This window comes from Arthrobacter sp. ERGS1:01 (assembly GCF_001281315.1).
In the GTDB taxonomy this organism is placed as follows: Bacteria; Actinomycetota; Actinomycetes; order Actinomycetales; family Micrococcaceae; genus Specibacter.
Window position 1 is genome coordinate 1,492,146 of record NZ_CP012479.1, and the last position, 17,838, is coordinate 1,509,983.

Annotated in this window: 23 protein-coding genes and 2 pseudogenes; 11 read left to right on the forward strand and 14 right to left on the reverse strand. The window is 61.4% G+C overall.

Annotation, left to right across the window (positions count from 1 at the left end; all coding sequences use genetic code 11):
- Positions 1 to 2 precede the first annotated feature (2 nt).
- Complete coding sequence (locus tag AL755_RS10545) at positions 3 to 1,280, forward strand: sensor histidine kinase (RefSeq protein WP_054010968.1); 1,278 nt, start codon at positions 3 to 5, stop codon at positions 1,278 to 1,280.
- Between the two features lie 230 nt (positions 1,281 to 1,510).
- Here the strand turns inward: AL755_RS10545 and thrS are convergent, their stop codons facing one another.
- Positions 1,511 to 2,737 carry a threonine--tRNA ligase gene (gene thrS, locus AL755_RS10550; protein WP_054010969.1) on the reverse strand — a complete coding sequence of 409 codons (1,227 nt, stop codon included), beginning with the start codon at positions 2,735 to 2,737 and terminating at the stop codon, positions 1,511 to 1,513.
- A 484-nt stretch (positions 2,738 to 3,221) separates the two neighbouring features.
- Here thrS and AL755_RS22410 point away from each other — a divergent pair, with 484 nt between their 5' ends.
- From AL755_RS22410 to AL755_RS10570, 5 genes and pseudogenes are all read left to right on the forward strand, one after another.
- Entirely contained in the window at positions 3,222 to 3,623 is a 402-nt protein-coding gene (locus AL755_RS22410; protein ID WP_237762710.1) for an ArsR/SmtB family transcription factor, read from the forward strand.
- Positions 3,530 to 4,111, forward strand: a pseudogene (locus AL755_RS10555) (MFS transporter); the annotation flags it as partial. The gene AL755_RS22410 and the pseudogene AL755_RS10555, both read left to right, overlap by 94 nt.
- A gap of 25 nt (positions 4,112 to 4,136) precedes the next feature.
- The gene (locus AL755_RS10560) at positions 4,137 to 4,790 is read left to right on the forward strand and encodes an MFS transporter (protein WP_082369125.1); all 654 of its coding nucleotides are present in this window, start codon (positions 4,137 to 4,139) and stop codon (positions 4,788 to 4,790) included.
- Positions 4,791 to 5,162: 372 nt separating this feature from the next.
- On the forward strand, positions 5,163 to 5,348 hold the full coding sequence (locus AL755_RS10565) for a CsbD family protein (RefSeq protein WP_054010972.1): 186 nt from the start codon (positions 5,163 to 5,165) through the stop codon (positions 5,346 to 5,348).
- Between the two features lie 82 nt (positions 5,349 to 5,430).
- A complete protein-coding gene (locus AL755_RS10570) occupies positions 5,431 to 5,691 on the forward strand; it encodes a GlsB/YeaQ/YmgE family stress response membrane protein (protein ID WP_054010973.1) in 261 nt (86 codons plus the stop codon).
- 95 nt (positions 5,692 to 5,786) lie between these two features.
- Here the strand turns inward: AL755_RS10570 and AL755_RS22415 are convergent, their stop codons facing one another.
- From AL755_RS22415 to AL755_RS23225, 3 genes are all read right to left on the reverse strand, one after another.
- Positions 5,787 to 5,948 (reverse strand): sigma factor-like helix-turn-helix DNA-binding protein, encoded by a 162-nt coding sequence (locus AL755_RS22415; RefSeq protein ID WP_082369127.1) that lies wholly within the window; start codon positions 5,946 to 5,948, stop codon positions 5,787 to 5,789.
- A 5-nt stretch (positions 5,949 to 5,953) separates the two neighbouring features.
- Entirely contained in the window at positions 5,954 to 6,478 is a 525-nt protein-coding gene (locus AL755_RS24590) for a sigma factor (protein WP_054010974.1), read from the reverse strand.
- Between the two features lie 196 nt (positions 6,479 to 6,674).
- Positions 6,675 to 6,947, reverse strand: a complete 273-nt coding sequence (locus tag AL755_RS23225; RefSeq protein WP_150117094.1) for a hypothetical protein — start codon at positions 6,945 to 6,947, stop codon at positions 6,675 to 6,677.
- 85 nt (positions 6,948 to 7,032) lie between these two features.
- Between AL755_RS23225 and AL755_RS10580 the strand changes: the two genes are divergently transcribed.
- Entirely contained in the window at positions 7,033 to 7,677 is a 645-nt protein-coding gene (locus tag AL755_RS10580; RefSeq protein ID WP_054010975.1) for a response regulator transcription factor, read from the forward strand.
- A gap of 543 nt (positions 7,678 to 8,220) precedes the next feature.
- Here the strand turns inward: AL755_RS10580 and AL755_RS10590 are convergent.
- From AL755_RS10590 to AL755_RS10600, 4 genes and pseudogenes are all read right to left on the reverse strand, one after another.
- Entirely contained in the window at positions 8,221 to 8,634 is a 414-nt protein-coding gene (locus tag AL755_RS10590; protein WP_237762660.1) for a MazG nucleotide pyrophosphohydrolase domain-containing protein, read from the reverse strand.
- A 68-nt stretch (positions 8,635 to 8,702) separates the two neighbouring features.
- Positions 8,703 to 9,071: a hypothetical protein gene (locus AL755_RS24025; RefSeq protein WP_237762661.1), complete on the reverse strand. Its 369-nt coding sequence runs from the start codon at positions 9,069 to 9,071 to the stop codon at positions 8,703 to 8,705.
- 3 nt (positions 9,072 to 9,074) lie between these two features.
- A pseudogene (locus AL755_RS24405) lies at positions 9,075 to 9,632 on the reverse strand (NAD-dependent epimerase/dehydratase family protein); the annotation flags it as partial.
- A 109-nt stretch (positions 9,633 to 9,741) separates the two neighbouring features.
- On the reverse strand, positions 9,742 to 10,329 hold the full coding sequence (locus AL755_RS10600; RefSeq protein ID WP_107503837.1) for a TetR/AcrR family transcriptional regulator: 588 nt from the start codon (positions 10,327 to 10,329) through the stop codon (positions 9,742 to 9,744).
- 76 nt (positions 10,330 to 10,405) lie between these two features.
- Between AL755_RS10600 and AL755_RS10605 the strand changes: the two genes are divergently transcribed.
- Positions 10,406 to 11,338, forward strand: a complete 933-nt coding sequence (locus tag AL755_RS10605; protein ID WP_054010978.1) for an NADP-dependent oxidoreductase — start codon at positions 10,406 to 10,408, stop codon at positions 11,336 to 11,338.
- Between the two features lie 765 nt (positions 11,339 to 12,103).
- Here the strand turns inward: AL755_RS10605 and AL755_RS24595 are convergent.
- From AL755_RS24595 to AL755_RS10615, 4 genes are all read right to left on the reverse strand, one after another.
- Positions 12,104 to 12,511 carry a DUF2332 family protein gene (locus AL755_RS24595; RefSeq protein WP_082369132.1) on the reverse strand — a complete coding sequence of 136 codons (408 nt, stop codon included), beginning with the start codon at positions 12,509 to 12,511 and terminating at the stop codon, positions 12,104 to 12,106.
- Positions 12,465 to 12,701 (reverse strand): DUF2332 family protein, encoded by a 237-nt coding sequence (locus tag AL755_RS24600; RefSeq protein ID WP_107503838.1) that lies wholly within the window; start codon positions 12,699 to 12,701, stop codon positions 12,465 to 12,467. Before AL755_RS24600 ends, AL755_RS24595 begins: the two co-directional genes overlap by 47 nt.
- Positions 12,702 to 12,759: 58 nt before the next feature.
- Complete coding sequence (locus AL755_RS10610) at positions 12,760 to 13,512, reverse strand: phosphotransferase (protein ID WP_054010979.1); 753 nt, start codon at positions 13,510 to 13,512, stop codon at positions 12,760 to 12,762.
- 274 nt (positions 13,513 to 13,786) lie between these two features.
- Positions 13,787 to 14,140, reverse strand: a complete 354-nt coding sequence (locus AL755_RS10615) for a YciI family protein (protein ID WP_237762662.1) — start codon at positions 14,138 to 14,140, stop codon at positions 13,787 to 13,789.
- A gap of 619 nt (positions 14,141 to 14,759) precedes the next feature.
- Between AL755_RS10615 and AL755_RS10620 the strand changes: the two genes are divergently transcribed.
- From AL755_RS10620 to AL755_RS10630, 3 genes are read left to right on the forward strand one after another with little or no spacing between them, the layout of a single operon-like run.
- Entirely contained in the window at positions 14,760 to 15,086 is a 327-nt protein-coding gene (locus AL755_RS10620; RefSeq protein ID WP_054010980.1) for a PadR family transcriptional regulator, read from the forward strand.
- Positions 15,083 to 15,439: a DUF1048 domain-containing protein gene (locus tag AL755_RS10625; RefSeq protein ID WP_054010981.1), complete on the forward strand. Its 357-nt coding sequence runs from the start codon at positions 15,083 to 15,085 to the stop codon at positions 15,437 to 15,439. The genes AL755_RS10620 and AL755_RS10625 overlap by 4 nt, the downstream gene beginning before the upstream one ends.
- A gap of 1 nt (position 15,440) precedes the next feature.
- Entirely contained in the window at positions 15,441 to 15,773 is a 333-nt protein-coding gene (locus AL755_RS10630; RefSeq protein WP_054010982.1) for a DUF1048 domain-containing protein, read from the forward strand.
- A 91-nt stretch (positions 15,774 to 15,864) separates the two neighbouring features.
- Here the strand turns inward: AL755_RS10630 and AL755_RS10635 are convergent, their stop codons facing one another.
- Together AL755_RS10635 and AL755_RS10640 are read right to left on the reverse strand one after the other, a co-directional pair.
- A complete protein-coding gene (locus AL755_RS10635; RefSeq protein WP_054010983.1) occupies positions 15,865 to 16,527 on the reverse strand; it encodes a VC0807 family protein in 663 nt (220 codons plus the stop codon).
- On the reverse strand, positions 16,520 to 17,050 hold the full coding sequence (locus tag AL755_RS10640) for a TetR/AcrR family transcriptional regulator (protein ID WP_202813557.1): 531 nt from the start codon (positions 17,048 to 17,050) through the stop codon (positions 16,520 to 16,522). Before AL755_RS10640 ends, AL755_RS10635 begins: the two co-directional genes overlap by 8 nt.
- Positions 17,051 to 17,838 lie beyond the last annotated feature (788 nt).

Here is a 17,838-nt window from a genome sequence, read left to right on the forward strand (position 1 = left end):
ACATGACGAGCAGCGGCGCAGAGCACGGCGCCGACTCGCGCGCTCAGCCGGCACTGTCCCGGACAATGAAAGATCACGCCTACCAAGGCATCGCCGTGCAGATGGTGCTGCGACTGGTACTGATCGTCTTCGTCGTCCTGACCTCTGCCTTGATCCCGCCCGACCGAGGCGACGTCGCCACCTATGCCATCGTTGCCGCGTACGCCGTGTGGTTGGGGCTGCTCGGCTGGCGGGTGCGGCCAGGTGGCGACTTGAACGTCCACAAACTCTGGCCTGCGGTGTTCGTCGACGTCGCGGCGCTGTCGGCGCTTGCCCTCGTGGCGGGCACCACCTCCGGGGATCAGAGCTGGACCTCGGAGGTGCTGTTGCGCGGCTTTTTCATCATCCCGGTCATCGCCGTGCTTGAGCAGCGCTGGCGGCTGTGTATTGGCGTGTGCGTCCCCGCGATCGCGACCTACCTGACGGTCAGCCTCATCACCCGCGCCGCCAATGACGAACCGGTCGCGGGGGTGCTGCTGCGGACGGTTGTCCTCACCGGTTTGTCGGCAGGGTGCACGCTGCTTGCGCGGGTGCAGGCCTCACGCGTTGAGGCGATCTCCGAGCTCGCCGCCACCCGTGACGATTTGTTGTCGCAGTTGATGACCATCGACGCCCACGAGCGCAGCAGCCTCGCCGAAGCCCTGCACGACGGGGCGCTCCAGTACGTCCTTGCCGCCCGACTCGACCTCGAAGACCTCGAGGCCGCCAGTGCTCCGGGTGCGGCGGAGGCCGTCGAACGGATCGACCAGGCTCTGCGCGAGACAACAGGGCTGCTGAGGTTGACGGTCGCCGAACTTCATCCACAGGTGCTGCAGGAATCGGGGCTTCGACGAGCCGTCGCCGAGTTTGCGCGTGCCGCCGCCGGACGCGGCCGGTTCGAGGTCGTCGTCGACGACGAGCGGTGGGATGACGGGGCGCGCACCAGCGCCGACCCGCTGCTGTTCAACGCCACGCGCGAGTTGCTCACGAACGTGGTCAAGCATGCACGGGCCGGGCAAGTCCGAGTCACCCTCGCACTTGCGGACGGGACGGCCTCACTCTCCGTCGTCGACGACGGAGTCGGCATCCCGCCCGGCCGTTTCGAGGAACGGCTGGCGGCTGGGCACATCGGCGTCGCGTCACAGCGCGTCCGCCTTGCAGCGGTCGGTGGCGGGATGAGAGTTCGAGGGGGAGAACCCCGCGGCACTGTGGCCGAAGTGTGGATGCCGGCCATCATCCTCGAGCGAAGGGGCACTTCGTAGTAAATGTGCACCAAAGTGTTTCCCGGCTCGCTTGGGTCGGCACGTGGGACGGGCCAGCGATCGGAACTGCGGGGGAGTCCTCGGGACGACCGAAACAGCCGGCACCCGGCGGAGACCCTCACGCGGCTCGCGGGATGCACGGTGAAACAAGCTCCGTGGCATAAGCGGAAGGCCTGACTCCATCGGCCTGGTCGGTGCAGATTCCGGGCGAATGTGCACCGACCAGGGCGTCAGGGTACTGCCAGGACTTCAGGCACGCGGCTCCGGCTTCGGATCTCCCTCGAAATTCTCTTCAGAAAGTCCTCGATTGAGAGAGTTCCCTTATTCCCGCCCGAGACGACGTTGACGGTGCCGGCGGCGATTTCGGCGTCCCCGAGTACGGCGATGTAGCTGTCGCGGTGGTTGCGGGCTTCACGGATGCGGTTGCCCAGGGTCCCTTCGGCGGCGACCTTGATGCGCACGCCGGCGGCCTCGAGCTGCTTGGCGAAGACGTCGGCCTCCTGTCCGTGCCGGGCTGCGCTCACAGGCAGGATGGCGACTTGCACGGGCGCGAGCCAGGTCGGCATCCGTCCGTCATAGCGTTCGATCAGCAAGGCGGTCATGCGTTCCATGGAACTGAGCAGGCCCCGGTGCACCATGACGGGCCGGTGCTTGGCGCCGTCGTTGTCGGTGTATTCCAGGCCGAACCGTTCCGGCTGATTGTAGTCGATCTGCACGGTGGAGAGGGTCTCTTCCCGTCCTTGGCTGTCCGCTACCTGGACGTCGATCTTGGGACCGTAGAACGCGGCCTCACCCGGCGCCTCACGATACTCGACGCCAAGGCCATCCAGGACGGACCGCAGCTGGGCCTCGGACAGTCGCCATTGTTCATCGCTGCCGAGGTACTTTCCGGACGGACCCCTGGTGGACAGGCGGAAGTAGAGGACGTCGATGCCCAGGACGTCGTAGCACCGCTGGATGGCCCGCAGGGCGATGTCCACTTCCCCGGCGACCTGATCCGGGGTGCAGAAGCTGTGGGCATCATCAAGGTTGATCTGCCGGACCCGGCTGAGGCCGCCCAGGACGCCGGAGAGTTCGCTGCGGAACATGGAACCGGATTCGGCCAGTCGGAAGGGCAGATCCCGGTAGCTGCGGCCTCGCGCAGCGAAAACCTGGGTGTGGTGCGGGCAGTTCGCCGGTCGGAGAACGAAGGACTCGCCGCCGACCTTGATCTCCGGGAACATGTCCGCCTCGAACTTTTCCCAGTGCCCGGAACGCTCAAAGAGCTCTCGTTTGGCAAGAACAGGGGTGTAGACGCGCATGCAACCAGAGGCCAAGGCCTGTTCTGCGGCGAAAGCTTCGAGCTCGGAGCGGATAACGGCGCCGTCCGGAAGCCAAAGAGGCAAGCCGGCGCCGACGATCGGTACGGTGTCGAACAGGTCGAGCTGCCGGCCGAGAATACGGTGGTCATTCTTCATGATGAATCTCTTTTCCGTAGGTGGTGGGAGCCGACCGTACGGAGCATGAGAAAAGCCCCGGAGAGTCGACTCTCCGGGGCTTTCTGCGCAACAGCGCTAGACGAGATGCCGGGGAGTCTCCCGGGTCGTCGTCTGCATCTGAGGCTTGATCATGGTGCGAGTCTAGTTGACAGGGTTGCGGGGCTCCAACTGCCCGCGCCCGCACCGCTCAGACCCTGCGTTTCCAGAGACAAATTGGTGGGGGTCTAAAGCTGACTTCGCCGATGCCGCTGCCGGATCGGAATTCTTTGTGGCATTGAAATCCGCAATGCCTCCCTCCTACGCACATTCCACAAGGACTGTTGTGCAACATCTCTTGTTGACTTGAATTTGGTCTATGAACAGTTCAAATGAGCCGGCAAATCGCGGGTCTTCAAATCAGCCGCGTCCGCCCGGGCCGGATTATCCGATCCACACCATTACCGACGCGAAGGCCCTGTCGGCCATGGCGAACCCTTTCAGGTCCCGGATCCTCGACGCACTCTATGTGGACGGCGCGTCTACGGCCTCGGGCCTGGCCCAGCGGACCGGTCAAGCCGTGGGAAGCATCAGTCATCACCTCAAAGTCCTCAGCCAAGCGGGTCTGATTGAGGAAGCCCCGGAGTTGGCGAGGGACCGGCGCGAACGATTGTGGCGCGTGGTTGCCCCCGCCACCAGATGGTCCCGGACAGAGTTCGCCGACGACCCCGGTGCAGTCACTGGCGCGCTGGCCGCTGAATCCCTGACCGTGCACGGAACAGGCGGCAAGCGTCCTTGGCTGCGAAGGGAAGAAATTTCCACCTGCTGTGGTTCGGCGAGGGCGTCAGCCTTCTTGGCACTGCAACGACATCGATACTCATCCCGCTAGTGGCGGTGGTCCAACTCGACGCAGGACCCGGATGGATGGGCCTGCTCACCGCGGCCGTGTGGTTGCCCTGGCTCGTCAGTGGCCTGCCGGCCGGTGTCTGGGTGGATCGGCTGCCACCGCGGATCGTGATGATTGCTGCCGACGTCGTCTCGGCCGCGGCATTATTAACCGTTCCCGTTTTTTGGTTGCTCGGCGCCCTCACCCTTGCCCATCTGCTCATCCTGGCGCTGGTCGGAGGAACCGTGGCAGTCTTCTTCCGCACGGCCTACATCAAACTCCTACCTCTCGTGGTCCCTGACCCTCAACTCGAATCCGCGAACGCGCGCCTCTTCGGCACCGAGCCGGCCACGCAGATCGCCGGCCCGGGACTGGGCGGCTTCATCGTGCAATGGCTGTCCGCGCCACTGGGAATCCTGATCGACGCCGTCAGCTTCCTGGTCTCCGCGCTGTGTCTGGCACTGATCCGCCCACGCCCATCTACGCCGTCGGCCGTCCCGGACCGTCGGATCGTGGATGGCGGCGCAAATACGAGAAGGAATCCACTTTGTCATCAGCGACCGGTCCCTGCGTGCGTTGACCCTGATCGGCGGCGTTTCCAACTTCGGCCTGACTGGATATGCCACCATGCTCGTGTTGTTTTTCGTCAATGAACTCCATCTGTCCCCGAGCGGGGTGGGGGCCGTGATGATGATGGGGAGTTGCGGTGGCCTGGTGGGAGCCACAATGGCTGCCAGCTTGGCCAGGCGAATCGGAACCGGGCGGGCGTCAACGATTCTGCTGCTCATCGGTGGGGCCGCCGCCCTCCTCATCGGCCTGCCATCCAGCGGCGATCTCCCGGTCGTGAGCATTGTTGGCATGATCCTGGTCGGTGCTGCCGTGGTGGCGGGCAACGTCATTCGCAGCGCGTGGCGGCAACGTTTCGTGCCGGCCCACCTCATGGGGCGGGTCATCACCGCCAGCCAGATGCTTAACTTTGGCACGATGCCAGTGGCCGCAATAGCCGCAGGATGGATGGGGGCGAATGCTGGTATTCGGACCACGATTCTCTTCATGGCCGGTATTCACGCCATCGCGTGCTGGAGCATCCTATTCACGACGGTAGGCAGGCACAAGAATTTGCCGTCGTTCGATCCCAGCGACCATCCTCAACTGGAGCTAAAAGTATGAGAGCGGAAGGGCCGCCCTGCCGTGTTGGGGGCCATTTACCTCGACATCCCAGCAGATCGACGACGCAACAATACCGCCCTGTCGAGGGCCCGGCAACGTCATCCCACCCCAAGGTACCTCCTGCCTAAAGCCTATTCGGTTGTGATCCAGACGCCGAGATCAACGGCGAAACCCAGGCAGGTGCACTGTCCATCGTTGCGTCCGCTGTGTTCCAGGCCGCCGGCTCCGCTGAGGTTGATTTGTTTGAGTGTGACCTTTTGAGGGAAATGTAACGGGTGAGGCTCGCGACACCGTGTCGCACAGCCGGGAATCGGACAGTGATGAGGGGCGTGTTGGTTCCTCATCTGTTTCCAAAAGGAAAAGGAGAATGCAATGGGTATCGGAGACAAGATCGGGAATAAGGCCGAGGAGCTCAAGGGCAAGGCCAAGGAGCACATCGGTGCTGCCACGGATGATCGGGGTCTTGAAGCCGAAGGCAAAGCGGACCAGGCCAAGGCCGGTATCAAGCAGGCCGGCGAGCACGTCAAGGATGGTGCCAAGGACGTCACAGGCCGCTAATACCCGCGGAGATACTTGGGCGGGCCCAGAGGGGGCCCGCCCTCACTCGACCTGAGAAGTCGAACCAAGAAGGAGTTTTTTCATGAGTTTTGTCGCGTTCCTGATTCTGGGACTCATCGTTGGTGCGATCGCGAAAGCCATCCTGCCGGGCCGTCAAAATGGCGGCATCCTTATCACCATGCTCCTGGGAGTCGTGGGTGCCCTGCTTGGCGGATGGATCGGTGGGGCGATCTTCGGCGTCGGGCTTGAGAACTTCTGGAGCCTGCAAACCTGGCTGGTCGCCATCGTGGGCTCACTCATCGTCCTGGGCGTTTATGGTGCCGTCGTGCGCCGCCGCGCCTAACATGACCTGACAACCCCGGTCCGGGTCCTCTGCTGAGGGCCCGGACCGGGGTCGCTTGTAGTTGTATCCATCGGTGTGGGCTACCGTTCCGCGGCTTAGGCCAGGCGGCGCCCGAGGCGGTCGAGCAACTGCTTGAGCAGTCGGGAAATCTGCATCTGGCTAACGCCGAGTTCCTGGGCGATCTGCCCCTGTGACAGCTCAAGGTCAAAGCGCAGATGAAGCAGCCGCTTGTCTTCCTCGCTCGCATCCCAGAGCATTGCTTTCACGGTGAGCTCTCGGTCAATACGTTCATACCCGGGATCATCCGCCGCCAGAACGACGCCGGCCCCCGGCCTTCGTGGCCCGTTGGTGGGTCATTTTGCTGGACCTGTTGGGTAACCATGGCCGTCTCCGCGAGTAAGGCGAGTGTCGTTTCCATCACTGATAGGCCCGCGGCCGAGCTCAGCTCGGCGGTTGAGGGCTCACGCCCCAGTCGCTGCGTCACTTCGGGGCGCGCGTGCCTGATCCTGAGCCTGTCCTCCTGGACTGGCCTCGGTGGCCGTACCACCCAGGAATGATCCCTAAGATATCGCTTGAGTTCCCCGGTGATGGTCGGCGCTGCAAAGGCCATGAAGCCATGGTTCCCTGCCTCACGGTACCTCCTGGCGGCCTTCACGAGTCCGAGCCTGGCTACCTGTCGCAGGTCCTCGGCCTCACACCCGGGCGCACGATAGCGGCGTGAGAGAGCGTCGGCGAGCCCCAGGAACTGAAGCACCAACTGATCTGCGCTCATCCCGGCCCCCATCATTGCTGGTCCTGGCGAGAGCGGAATGCCCACACGACGCGGACGTGGGTCCCTCGGCGGGTAGCCACGTATCCGTGGGTCTCGTTGCCTGCATCACTGACCGCCATCTTCGGGGCCGTGGCCTGCAAGGTGGTCGATGGTCGGCTACCAGCGAGGTCAGCCTGACATGGAGTGGCCGGTTGTGTGGTTGTCGTCGACACTATTTGGCCACCCGGCCTTCAACGGGGCACGGGGATATCGACGGTTCGGGTAATTTCGCCCTGGGCGGGCTATTGAGCGCGAGTCCATTCCGGTGCAACGCCGCCACAATTTCCTGCTCGCGCAGCACTAGGAATGCAATCCGTGCTGGGTTGGCGGGATTTCTTAGTTCGTCCTCGGTCAGGGCCAGTTTCACAATAAGTTCTCGAACGCTCGCCTGGCCGAGATCGTCGTCTTCAGGCGTGGGTCCGTTCATGGTTTTGGTTGCTTCCATTCTCGAACCCTATTTCTCGGAGGGGGTTAACTTCTTCACCCCTAGGGGTGGACTTGTCTGCCCACAAGTGCCTTACAGTGAGGGAATGGAAAGCCTTCGCATCGCCCTGGTGGATGACTACGAAATCGTGCTTCGAGGGCTGGAGATGATGCTTCGGTCCTATGGGGACACAGTGGAAGTCGTCGAAATTGACCTCAATCGAGACGTGGACACACCTGTTCACCTGACGCTCTACGATACTTTTGCCGCGACCCCGGGAGACGGTGCGGACGTCCACGAGTTGGCAAGCAATCCGCTGGCCGGCAAAGTTGTTGTCTATTCCTGGGACCTTGATGAAACACGGATCAAGGCCGCATTGGCCAACGGGGCCAGCGGGTATCTTTCCAAAGGCTTGCCCGCAGCCCGACTGGTCAGTGCCCTCCACGATATCCACCGGGGAGAAGGCAACGTTTTCCAAGGACCCGCCGGCCAAACGAAATCCAGCCTCGGTGATTGGCCCGGCCGCGAGGAAGGCCTTACACAACGGGAGGCCGAGGTGCTCGCACTGATCACTCAAGGGTTGAACAACGCCGAGATCGCCGACAGGGCCCGACTATCAATCAACACCGTCAAGACCTTTATCCGGAGCTGCTACCGCCGCATCGGGGTAACTGACCGCTCGAACGCCATCCTTTGGGGCCTTGAACACGGGTTCTTTCCTGACCACAAACGCGTCAAACCGCGCAAATAAGAGCCTGTCATTTTTCAAAGACGAGTACGCAAATGCAGTATCCAAAAATTAGGCGTCGGCTTCGCCCGCCCGATTTTCAGAAGTACTCTGCACGGAATTTCAGATGCCTGCAGCGTTGTGCTCCTGGGACCGCAGGGAATCCTCTTGTAGAGGAGTGACTTTGGCCTAGAGGAACCAGTCCAACGACGATGGGTACGACCCGTGCGCCGTCGCAGTCCCTCCGCAGGGCCATGGGGCTTTTACTGGAGGACCACGATTTATCTTGTCATCGTTGTGGAGTGTGGCGCATGCTCATACTGTGCTTGTGGGAAAGAAACCGCATGAGATTTCTATTAGTCGTGTGGTGTGTCCTGGCAATCTTTTCGATGATAGAACTGTTCCTCCACGCAAACGCCGCCCTGACTATTGGTGGCGCGCTGATGTTGATACTCAGCGCCATTGCAATCACCTACACAATGGGACGCTTGGCAGTTTGGCCTTTCACTAACAAGTGCTTTAAGTATCAGGACGAGGACGCGCAAACTTCAAAAGGGGCTTGAACTGTCAACTTCCTTCGGCGGTTGAATCGCCGCCTCGGTTGGTGGTCTTCGATGTCCAGTGGGGAACCACCGGCGGGACCACCGAAGGGGCGTTAAACCCCCTGGCACGGCTCAGGTCTTTGGTAATTGCTTCCATGGTTTGACTGAACGCAATCTCGAGGTCGACTCCGTAGGCGTCAGCCAGTGAAAGCACTGACCAAAGACAGTCCGCGAGTTCGTGTGCGACAGCTACATCAAGTTCGTCCCATTGTCGTACTCCGGCCTTGCCCTGAACAAGCTTCGCCAAATCTCCGACATTGCCCATGAAACCGAGCATCAGTTCTTCGTGGCTCCATTCGCGTCCATAGCGTTGCTTTTCCATAGCCGAGTAAAGCGATCGCACAGCGCGGGCCTGCTGTTGCATTTCTTGAAAGTCCATGTGCCCAGTATGGCGAACACAGGTAGGGGAGCGAAGCAAGGGGAGGATGTCGACCGAACGCGGAACCTCTACCCGTCAGATTTCCTGGACAAGAGCCATTGGACTTCTTCGGCTATGAGATCGAGACCGTTTCCGACTGGCTGGTATCCAAGCTCGAGAGCAGCAGATGAATCCAGGATCATCTCCGTCATCCAGGGGTGGCTGCCCCGATCCAGGCCACCGTAGACGCGCTCAATCTGTCCATCCCAGGCAAGCTCGGCCGCAATGGCAGCTACAATCTTCTCCGCCGTTGGAGTGTCGGGATCGGCGGCGTTGAGAATGCGGCGGCCCGGGAGCAGCGCGACGGTCTTGATCAAAGCAGCTGTGTTCCTTGCGGCAGTGAGGTGGTCAGTGGTGTCGGCCTGCGCAAGCCGGATGCTCCGATTGCCATTGAGCATCCAATCGACGATGCTACTGGTTCGCGGGTTCCGCGCCCATCGACCATGGACTTTTGATGGTCTGATCACGGTGACCGGAAGCCCAGAGTCAAGCGCAACCAACTCCGCAGCGACCTTGCCTGGGGCGTATCCATCACGGGAAAATGGGTTCCCATCGTCTGGGGCAGGCGGCAACGTTGGACCGTCTTCACGAATCGGGGCAGAGAAGCGGGGCCGTTCATCACTGTTGACATGTCTCCCGAAGTCATCAACGTAAACAGCCCGACTCGAAATCAAGACCAGGTTACTTATTGACGTCATCACGGGCAGGAGTGCCCGCACATGTGGTCCGGAGTACGTGAGGAGATCTACCAATAGGTCCGCACCATTGCCAACAAGACGTTCAACACTGCAAGTGGCGCTTCGTTCAATCTGGTGGAAACACACACCGGCGTCCGATAGTTCACGCGGCATTCGTGACCGGCTGCGTCCAGTGACCTCTACGGTCCATCCTGAGTTGGCCAGGACCAGCGCGGTTGCACCACCTATCGCACCTGTTCCACCCAAAAGAATCGCACGCATTTCAATCTCCCCAACTTTGGCCGAAATTGCAGTCTACGGTGTCACTGCTAGCTTCGATTGGGGGTTTTCTCCGACGGGCGTCACGCGTCAGTTGCAACTCCTTGAACGCTTAGGAGCCCGTCCGGGGTCTGAGGCCATCGAGCAGGATGTCGAGGAGCTTGTTTGCATTCACCGAGGGGCCCGCCTGGTGTGCGACGGTGAAGATCCCTATGAGACCAGCCGAGAGATCTTCTGCGGATATGTCGGGCCGAAGGACTCCGGCCTTGACGCCAGCGTCAAGGATGGTCGAAATCGCCTCCAGAAGTTGCTCTCTCGTGCGTGCGTGTGTCGTGTCGCCCGATTCGACCATCGACAGCAGTGTCGCGATCATGCCGCTCTTTGCTGCGATCCAGTCGCCAAACAGATCCATCCACCGCCGTAGCGCCACGTCAGGTGTTTCGTGGGCGAGTAGCTCGGCGGCACCGTTCGTGAGGCGAATTACTTGATCTCGATAGACCGCTTCGACGAGTGACTCGCGCGTCGGGAAGTTGCGATAAAGGGTTGCGATGCCGACCCCTGCCTCTTTGGCGATGGCGCGCATGGATGGCTCGGTGTGGGCTGAGGCGAGGACGCGCGTCGCCACGGCGAGCAACTGCTCACGGTTGCGCGCTGCATCGGATCGCGGTGAGCGCGTTTCAATACTTGCCAAATGGATCATGCTCCGTTTATCGTTGACTTACAAACGGAGCATAGTCCACTTTGACTAGTCCCGCAAAGACGAAAGGAACCACACCATGGAGCCCAGCACGAGTCGCGCGGTACTTCTCAAAAAGTTCGGTGGACCGGAGAACCTAATCATCAGCAGCGTGCCCGAGCCCCACGCCGGACCCGGCGAGATTCGCGTCCGCGTCACCGCCGCGGGCCTGAACCCGATGGACTGGTTCATGACCTCGGATCCAGATACCGCAGCGCGCTTCGGCTTCACACTGCCTGTTGGTTACGGCACCGACTACGCCGGCGTCGTCGACGAAGTCGGCCCGGGAGTCAACACCTACGCGATCGGCGACCGCGTGTTCGGCACCGCCCTCTCGCGCGCCCTCGCCGACCACCTCGTGATCGCTGCGGACAGGAACATCTCCTCGGGCGTCGCGCACCACACACCGGACGGTGTTGACGACCGCACCGCCGCCACCCTGTCGATCGCGGGCAGCACCGCGGCCGCCGCTCTCACCGTCCTCGACCTCGGTCCCGACGACACCGTGCTGATCGGCGGCGCGGGTGGCGGGGTTGGCGTCTTCGCAGTGCAACTCGCGAAGATCGCGGGCGCCCGTGTCATCGGCACCGGCTCCCCGTCCAACGTGGAATACCTCGAAAGCCTCGGCGCCGAACCCGTCGCGTACGGCGAGGGGCTGGTCGGCAGGATCCGCGATTTCGGTGTCACGGTTACCGCAGCCCTCGACCTGCACGGCACCGACACGGTCGATGTCGCTCGCGAGCTGGGTGTCGCGGATGACCGGATCTGCACGATCGCGGCGGCCGTTCCCGGTGTCACCGCAGCCAACGGCGCCAACGCCGGAGCCGAGGCGCTTCTTGATATCGCACGCCTCGTTGAAAGCGGCGACCTCCGGGTGCCGATCGCCGCAACGTTCCCCATCGACGACATTCGATCCGCCGTCGAGCTGCAGGCGGGACGCCACGTCCGAGGCAAGGTCGTCGTCGACCTGTAGTCAACGACCGTTGCCTTCACGGTCGTGTTTCGGGATGCTGAACCGTCGGAATTCGGAAGTGAACCACACGCGACAGTTTGGCCCGCTTCGGGAACGCTGAGCGGGACCATTGGTCGAGGCTGAAAGTGGCCATTTGAAGAGGCGAGCAAAGACTCCGTTCGCATGGTTGGGACCTTGCTCTGTAGGCTAACTGTAGAGATCAAGCGTTGGGGGAGACGTTGTGAGGCGTATTGGCATTGTCATCGCGGCGATCGTTGTGGCCCTGGTGGCCGGTGTCCTTCTGAGTCCGCCAATTCCTGCGAACCCGATAATCAGTGCGCTCGACCGTGACGCGACGCCGTCCGACGCCGTTCCCGCTGGGGTTCCGCCCGTCTCATCGGGAGAGTCCACAACCAGGCTTTTGGCTACAGATGACGGGATCCGGTATTTTGTAGGGCAATCCGCTGGCGCAACTTGTCTCACTATTTATCCAGATCAGCAACCATCTGCATGGACTGCTGGCTGTTGGAATGGCGCAGATTCGGGCGCCGAACTGGTCCGGATAGGTGTCGAAGGTCTTGTTGAAGCCGTGCTTGTTTCCGACAACTATGATGCCTCCGGCCTGGTCCACGAGGGGTTCTGGCGTGTTCAACCGAATATCTACGTCAAGAGGTCCACAGGAGCTTAAATTTGCGGCCTCGATGGTGGTCGCGTTCCATCGCAGATCCTTTTGTGGGACGGATTTACGAGGCGGCGATTGATTGTTCGTTTCAGGGCATGTTATGGCTAGGTCATTGAGGACCCGTGACCGTGTGTCCAGGCGAGAGCTTGGCCGTATGGTGCAGCGATGCCGATGTGCTTTCTCAGATCTGTGAGAATGTTCCCGTGTTCGAGGTGGGGCGGATCTTGGCGGGCGATATTGATGGCGGCTTCGAGTCTTTGGTGACGGTCGTCTTGCTCCAGCCAGACACGGTTCGTTAGCCAGGCCATTGCGTCTGTGTCCTGAACATCAAGGGGATTCTGGTCGATTCCACCGTGCCAGGCGATTGTTGGCAGCCCGGAGTGGATTGGTGGTTGGCCGTGGACAGCACAGGACAGTGTTGGGCCGCCGGAGCCGGTCAGCCGAGCCTGTGCAACCCAGTCGTAGTCATAGCGGTCGGGATAGAGGCGCAGGTCGGCATGCGTCGGGTGCAGGAACTCCGTGCCACCGTGCCGCGGCGAACACCAGGTTGGGCTGCTGCTTGATCCGTGGCAACTCTGCTATCCACGCCAGGACCTCTTCATCGCCGGCAATTTCTTGAGCCCAAAGTTCAATGCACGGTGAGTCGTGGGCGTCCTCAGTGAACGAAAAGTATTGGCTTGCGACTTCAGCGAAGTGGTCCATTCACACATTCTCACCCTAGGCTCACCGGTCCCAGGTCACCAGGCTGGAGGCGGACCGTCTACCGGACTGCCTGGATCGTTTCGAGCCAGAGTGACTCGTTGTTCTTCACAAACCGGGTCGCGCTTTGCCAGTGGTCGCCGTGGCCGGTCCTGAGCATCGTCCCCCACGGTTCGTTTCCCGCGTCATGGGAAGTCTTGAGCAATTCATACATGGCCGTTGTTCGTTGCCACATGGCTGTGGGGAGTGTGGTCCGCAGCTCGTCGTCGGCACCATAGCCGTCAATGAAGGCCGCCAGTGCACGTGCCGCCACGCGTGGATCGGCCGATGCGTCGTTTAGAGTGAATGCCTGCGCGGCGTACGCGAGATCCCAGAGTCGGGTGCTTGGTGCGGCTGCGTCCCAGTCGATGAACACCCAGCGCTCCCCAATGAGGAGATTCCAGGGAGCCAGATCGTTGTGGCAGATCAGTTCTGCTCCGGGGGCCGGAATGTGTGTGATCCAGGTTGAGCCGTAGTTCGGCTCATAGGCTGCGCTGGCGTCGTGAATAGCGCGTACAAGAGAGCCGACTCGACGCAGCTCGGTGAGTGACAGCGGGGCCGAGTCCATGGCCAGGCGGCCAGGGACAAACTCTGTTACTTGGCGACCTTGGGCGTCCTGCCCATAAGTAGCCGGTACATCAACGCCGGCACCACTTACGGCCTTCATGTAGGCGAGTACGCTCGGGGTCGCGGCCGTCCACGGCTTGCGGACCGTCGATCCTATGCGCACCACACCATCTGAAGCGTTGCCGCCAGTCAGGTGAATCTCCTCCATCTCCCAAGGCTATCCCGCACGTGTCGGCAGGAGACGCCAAGTCAGGACCGAGAGCAACGAGCCCACGACCCGTCGTCGTATCGCAAGCCAAACCCCAAGCGGGACGGGTTGCCGATCTTGTGGGGTCATCTCTTACGGTCGTGTACAGCGGTTGGCTGGCCTGCGTTTCGAGCAGATACATGTGTGCACCGGTGTTGGTGAATGCTTCCACCTCTGTGTCCTTGGAGAGGCGATAGTCGAAATTCCTTGCTGAAGGTAGGCTGCAGTTGCGGGGTTATCTCACGCCCTTCCCCGGGAACCGGTGGATCTCCTGCGGCCAATCGAGCGCGACAGCCAGGCGGCCGGCCCAGTACCGCGCGGCGTCGTCGTCGGCCACGTCCACGACGGCGAAGCCGCCGAGGTGTTCCTTGGTCTCGGCGTAGTGCCCGTCAGTGAAAACCGCTTGGCCGTCCCTCGCCTCGACGCTGCACACTACGGTCGATCCGTCGATACCTCCGTTGGTGAACACGAAGACTCCCGCGGCTTTCATCTCCTCAATCACGGCCCTCGAGGAGGCGCCCTTCTCGCGCAGCTCCTCCGCAGTGAAGTCGGGTACCCACTCGTCGTTGAAAGCGATCAAATATTCCATCAAAGTCATCTCCTGTCGGATCAGGCCGAGGACCATCATGCGACCTCTCGACTCCGGCGAACCGGTCCGCCGCCACCTACCAACTCTACGAACGCCCACGCTGAGATACGACACCATTCTAGAAACTAGTTTTCAAGCCGAAATGGCAATCGTCCTGGGGCAGTCCCTTTCCCTATACCCAGGGTAGATCTTGATCGCCGTGCAGACAGTTATTAACGATAATTGCTGGCGCGAACTGAAAGATGGCTTCTTGGCCTTGGGTCAAGATGTGGTTCATGTCCTTTGGATCCTTCCCCTGAGGTCCTGCATTCTCGAATCGACTCCGACAAAAACGGTGCAGTCAGCCGAAGGTGGCGGCACGATCACGTCGACACGTACGCAACCGCCCCGTCGTGGCTCCGGTCGGCTGCTGATCCCACTATCGATGCAACCACGGCAGGTCCTGAAACTGCAGCTCAGGCTCTTTTCCGCCACATCAAAGCAAATGCCGTTGCAGCCTGAATCTCGACGCAGGAATCCTGCTTGAGGAACGTCAGGCTGGACGGCCGTTGCCACTAGGTCTACTCTGTTATACGTTGTAGTGGTAGTCGGTGATACCGGGTACCGGTGAGGAGTATCAATGGAAGATGTGACTGAGATGCTGAAGGGCACTCTTGAAGGGTGCATCCTGGAAATTATCGGCAACGAGGAGATGTACGGATACGCCATTACCAGGCGCCTGAACGAGTCCGGCTTCGCCAATGTCGTAGAAGGCACGGTTTACACCATCTTGCTCCGGCTGGAAAGGAACGGGCTGGTCGAGGTCTCGAAGCGACCATCCCTGAAGGGCCCACCGCGTAAGTTCTATGCTCTCAACGACGCGGGGCGTGAAGAAGTCTTGAGATTCTGGTCGAAATGGGAGTACCTCTCATCACGGATTAATCAACTCAGGGAAGGTAATCAATGAACTTCTGGGAGACCATCACCGGCAGCGATCTCAACACGGAATGGAAGTCATTCCAAGTCCGCGCCGAGGCCTTGCCGACCGACTTCCGGGCGGTATGGGAAGCGATTGTCGCGCAGCTTTTCCCGTACGGGAGCTTTACGGGCCGGAACTTGATGCCGATCCTGGACGGTGTTCTGGGGTTGCTCGAAGAGACGGCGGTCGAAGGGCAGGGCGTTCAGGAAGTGGTGGGAGATGACATTGCAGGCTTCTGCGCGGCGCTGGCCGGCGGTGAGGGTCGCCCGACGTATCGCAACCGCTGGCGTGAGCAACTGAACAAGAACGTCGCACGGAAACTAAGCCAGCTAGGAGGCTGACATGGGCATTCAAAACATCATCGAGGCTAAAAGGCAGTGGCGGGCCATCGCGGCCCGGGCCAATGCACTTCCGCCGGACTACCAGATTGTCTACAAAGAGATTCAGAAGTACTACTACAAAGTCGGGCCGACCGATTTGGGCGACGGGGGACTGCTCGCAGGGATCATGGACTTCTTCGAGGAGGGCGCTGCTGCCGGCAGGGGAGTCCTTCAACTCATAGGCAACGACATCGCTGCCTTCTGTGACGACCTAATCGAGGACGCGCCCACCTATGCGGACATCTATCAGGATTCCATCCGTCAGAAGCACGACAAGGCTCCCGACGCTCGATGACTGTGGAAGCAACGAATCAAAGTCTGATGGGTGAACTGTGCCGACAGGGTCGGCTGGTCGGTTGCGTTCCAAGGTCGCCCGGGTATCCCAGTTAACGCCCCACTCGGAACCTGGCGGCGCGTTCACGGGCTGGGTAAAGGACGTAGTAGGCGTTCGTGACGACGTTCAAGACAACCACCGTCACGACGTACAGGCCAGTGGCAAGGCCGGGGACGTCGTCGTGCGGCAAGGTGTAGGCCATGACTACGCGGGCGCCCGCGTCGATGAGTAGGCCCACGGCCCACATGACGGTCGACGCGCGCCACATCCGCCGGAATCTTTGGGAGTCCCGCCACCAATCCTCCCAACCGCCGGGCCAGCCGAGTCGGCCCTCCAAAAGTGGCCGGCTGAACGCGTAGGTCAGCGGCCGGGCGCCACGAAGGCTTGCGAGGAACCAGCCTGCCGTTGCGGCGGTGAGGATGGCGCCCTTGGCCAACAGCAGCTCTGTGCTGCCGGGCATTAGGGCCACGAGTAGCGATCCAACCGACATAAGCGAGTAGAACAAGGCGATTCGGCCCACGGGGCGTCGGCGCACGAGCGAGACAATGGCCGGGAATGCGCTAGCCGCCGCGACGATCAGCAATGTGAGGTAGACGTCCGTACCTATGGCGCGCAGCGCATAGTAGGCGGCGACCGGAAGCAGCAGAACGACAAGCAGCCGTAGTGCCTTCACGATGTTGCGCCGGGACAGGATCCGGCGTAGGGACTCAGCCATGGGTGTCGACCTTGGTGGCGAGCCGGAACAACGTGACCAACTCCCGGGCGTAGGCTTCCAGGTCCAGTTCGGGGGTGCCTTCGAGGAGGAACGGTAGCCCATCCACCGAACGCTGGATGGTCGTGGCCATGACGAACGGGTCAAAGTCGCGGAACTCTCCGGCCGCCTGGCCGCGGCGCAGGATGCCCTCCACCGGGCCCGCGTCCGCGGCCCGTGCCAGGTCAGGAAGCACCCCTGCCAACAGCACTTCCATGAGCGCACGCATGCGCACCCGGTCGCGGCTGATGTACGCCACCACGGATTCCAGATAGGTGTCCAACTGCCCGGCCGCCGTCACTTCGACACCCACCCGGGCTCCGACAAACTCGCCTATGCGTGTAATTACGTCTTCGACGACGGCGGCCACCAAGTCGTCTTTGTCCGCAAAGTGGTAGGAGATTAGCCGGGTGCTCGAAAGCCCTGCGTGGGCGGCAATGCGTGCGTAGGTTGCCTGGGCGTAACCGTCGGACCCGATGACTTGCACCGCGGCCTCGACCACCTGCGCGCGACGGGCATGCGAAGTGAGAGATCTCGTTACTTGCATAAGTAAAAATTACTACACCCAAGTAAGACGCGCCAGTGGCGATTTCGGGAGGGGCCGCCACCACGGGTCACAAAGGTGCGGGTACATTTCCCAGGCCCTCGTCGACGGACGAGGGCAAGTCGCGACGAGGCAGGCGGGAATCTGGTAGCCGAGGAACCAGCCTGATGCGCAATCCGAATAGCCGTGGTTACGTTCCACCCCGGCATCAGTACGTGCCTGATGCTGCCGATCGGGACCGTGGACCAATCGCGCCAATCTGCGGGTGGAAACAGCGTGCACTGACCAGTTTTCAAAGGGAATCCTGGCCGCACAGTTCGATCACCAGGGCGTGCCCCGACGATCGATGTCGCCCTGCGGTCACTGGTTCGCGTGTTGCTTTGCGGAGCAGGCGAGGTTCGGTCCGCCTTCGGATACGACGACGGACGGTTGATCGAGACGGGACAAGCACCGTTCCGCGGTGTGGACCGAGACCCGTACCGCGATTGCGCCAATCTACCAAGACGGCACCAGTGCCAGCTACCCGGATTTCTTGGGAGCCTACCAAGATCAGACGACGCTGGAGGCCGCCGTGCCGGCGCACTCGCGTGACTTCATGAATGGTTCGAGCCTTTGTCCTTGCATTGCCGCTGGTAACGAGCCTGATACCTGCTCTCAACTCGAACCAATACAGGGCATCACGGACGACTCGAAACGGGCAATCCGCAGATCTCCGGAAGTGTAGGACCCGG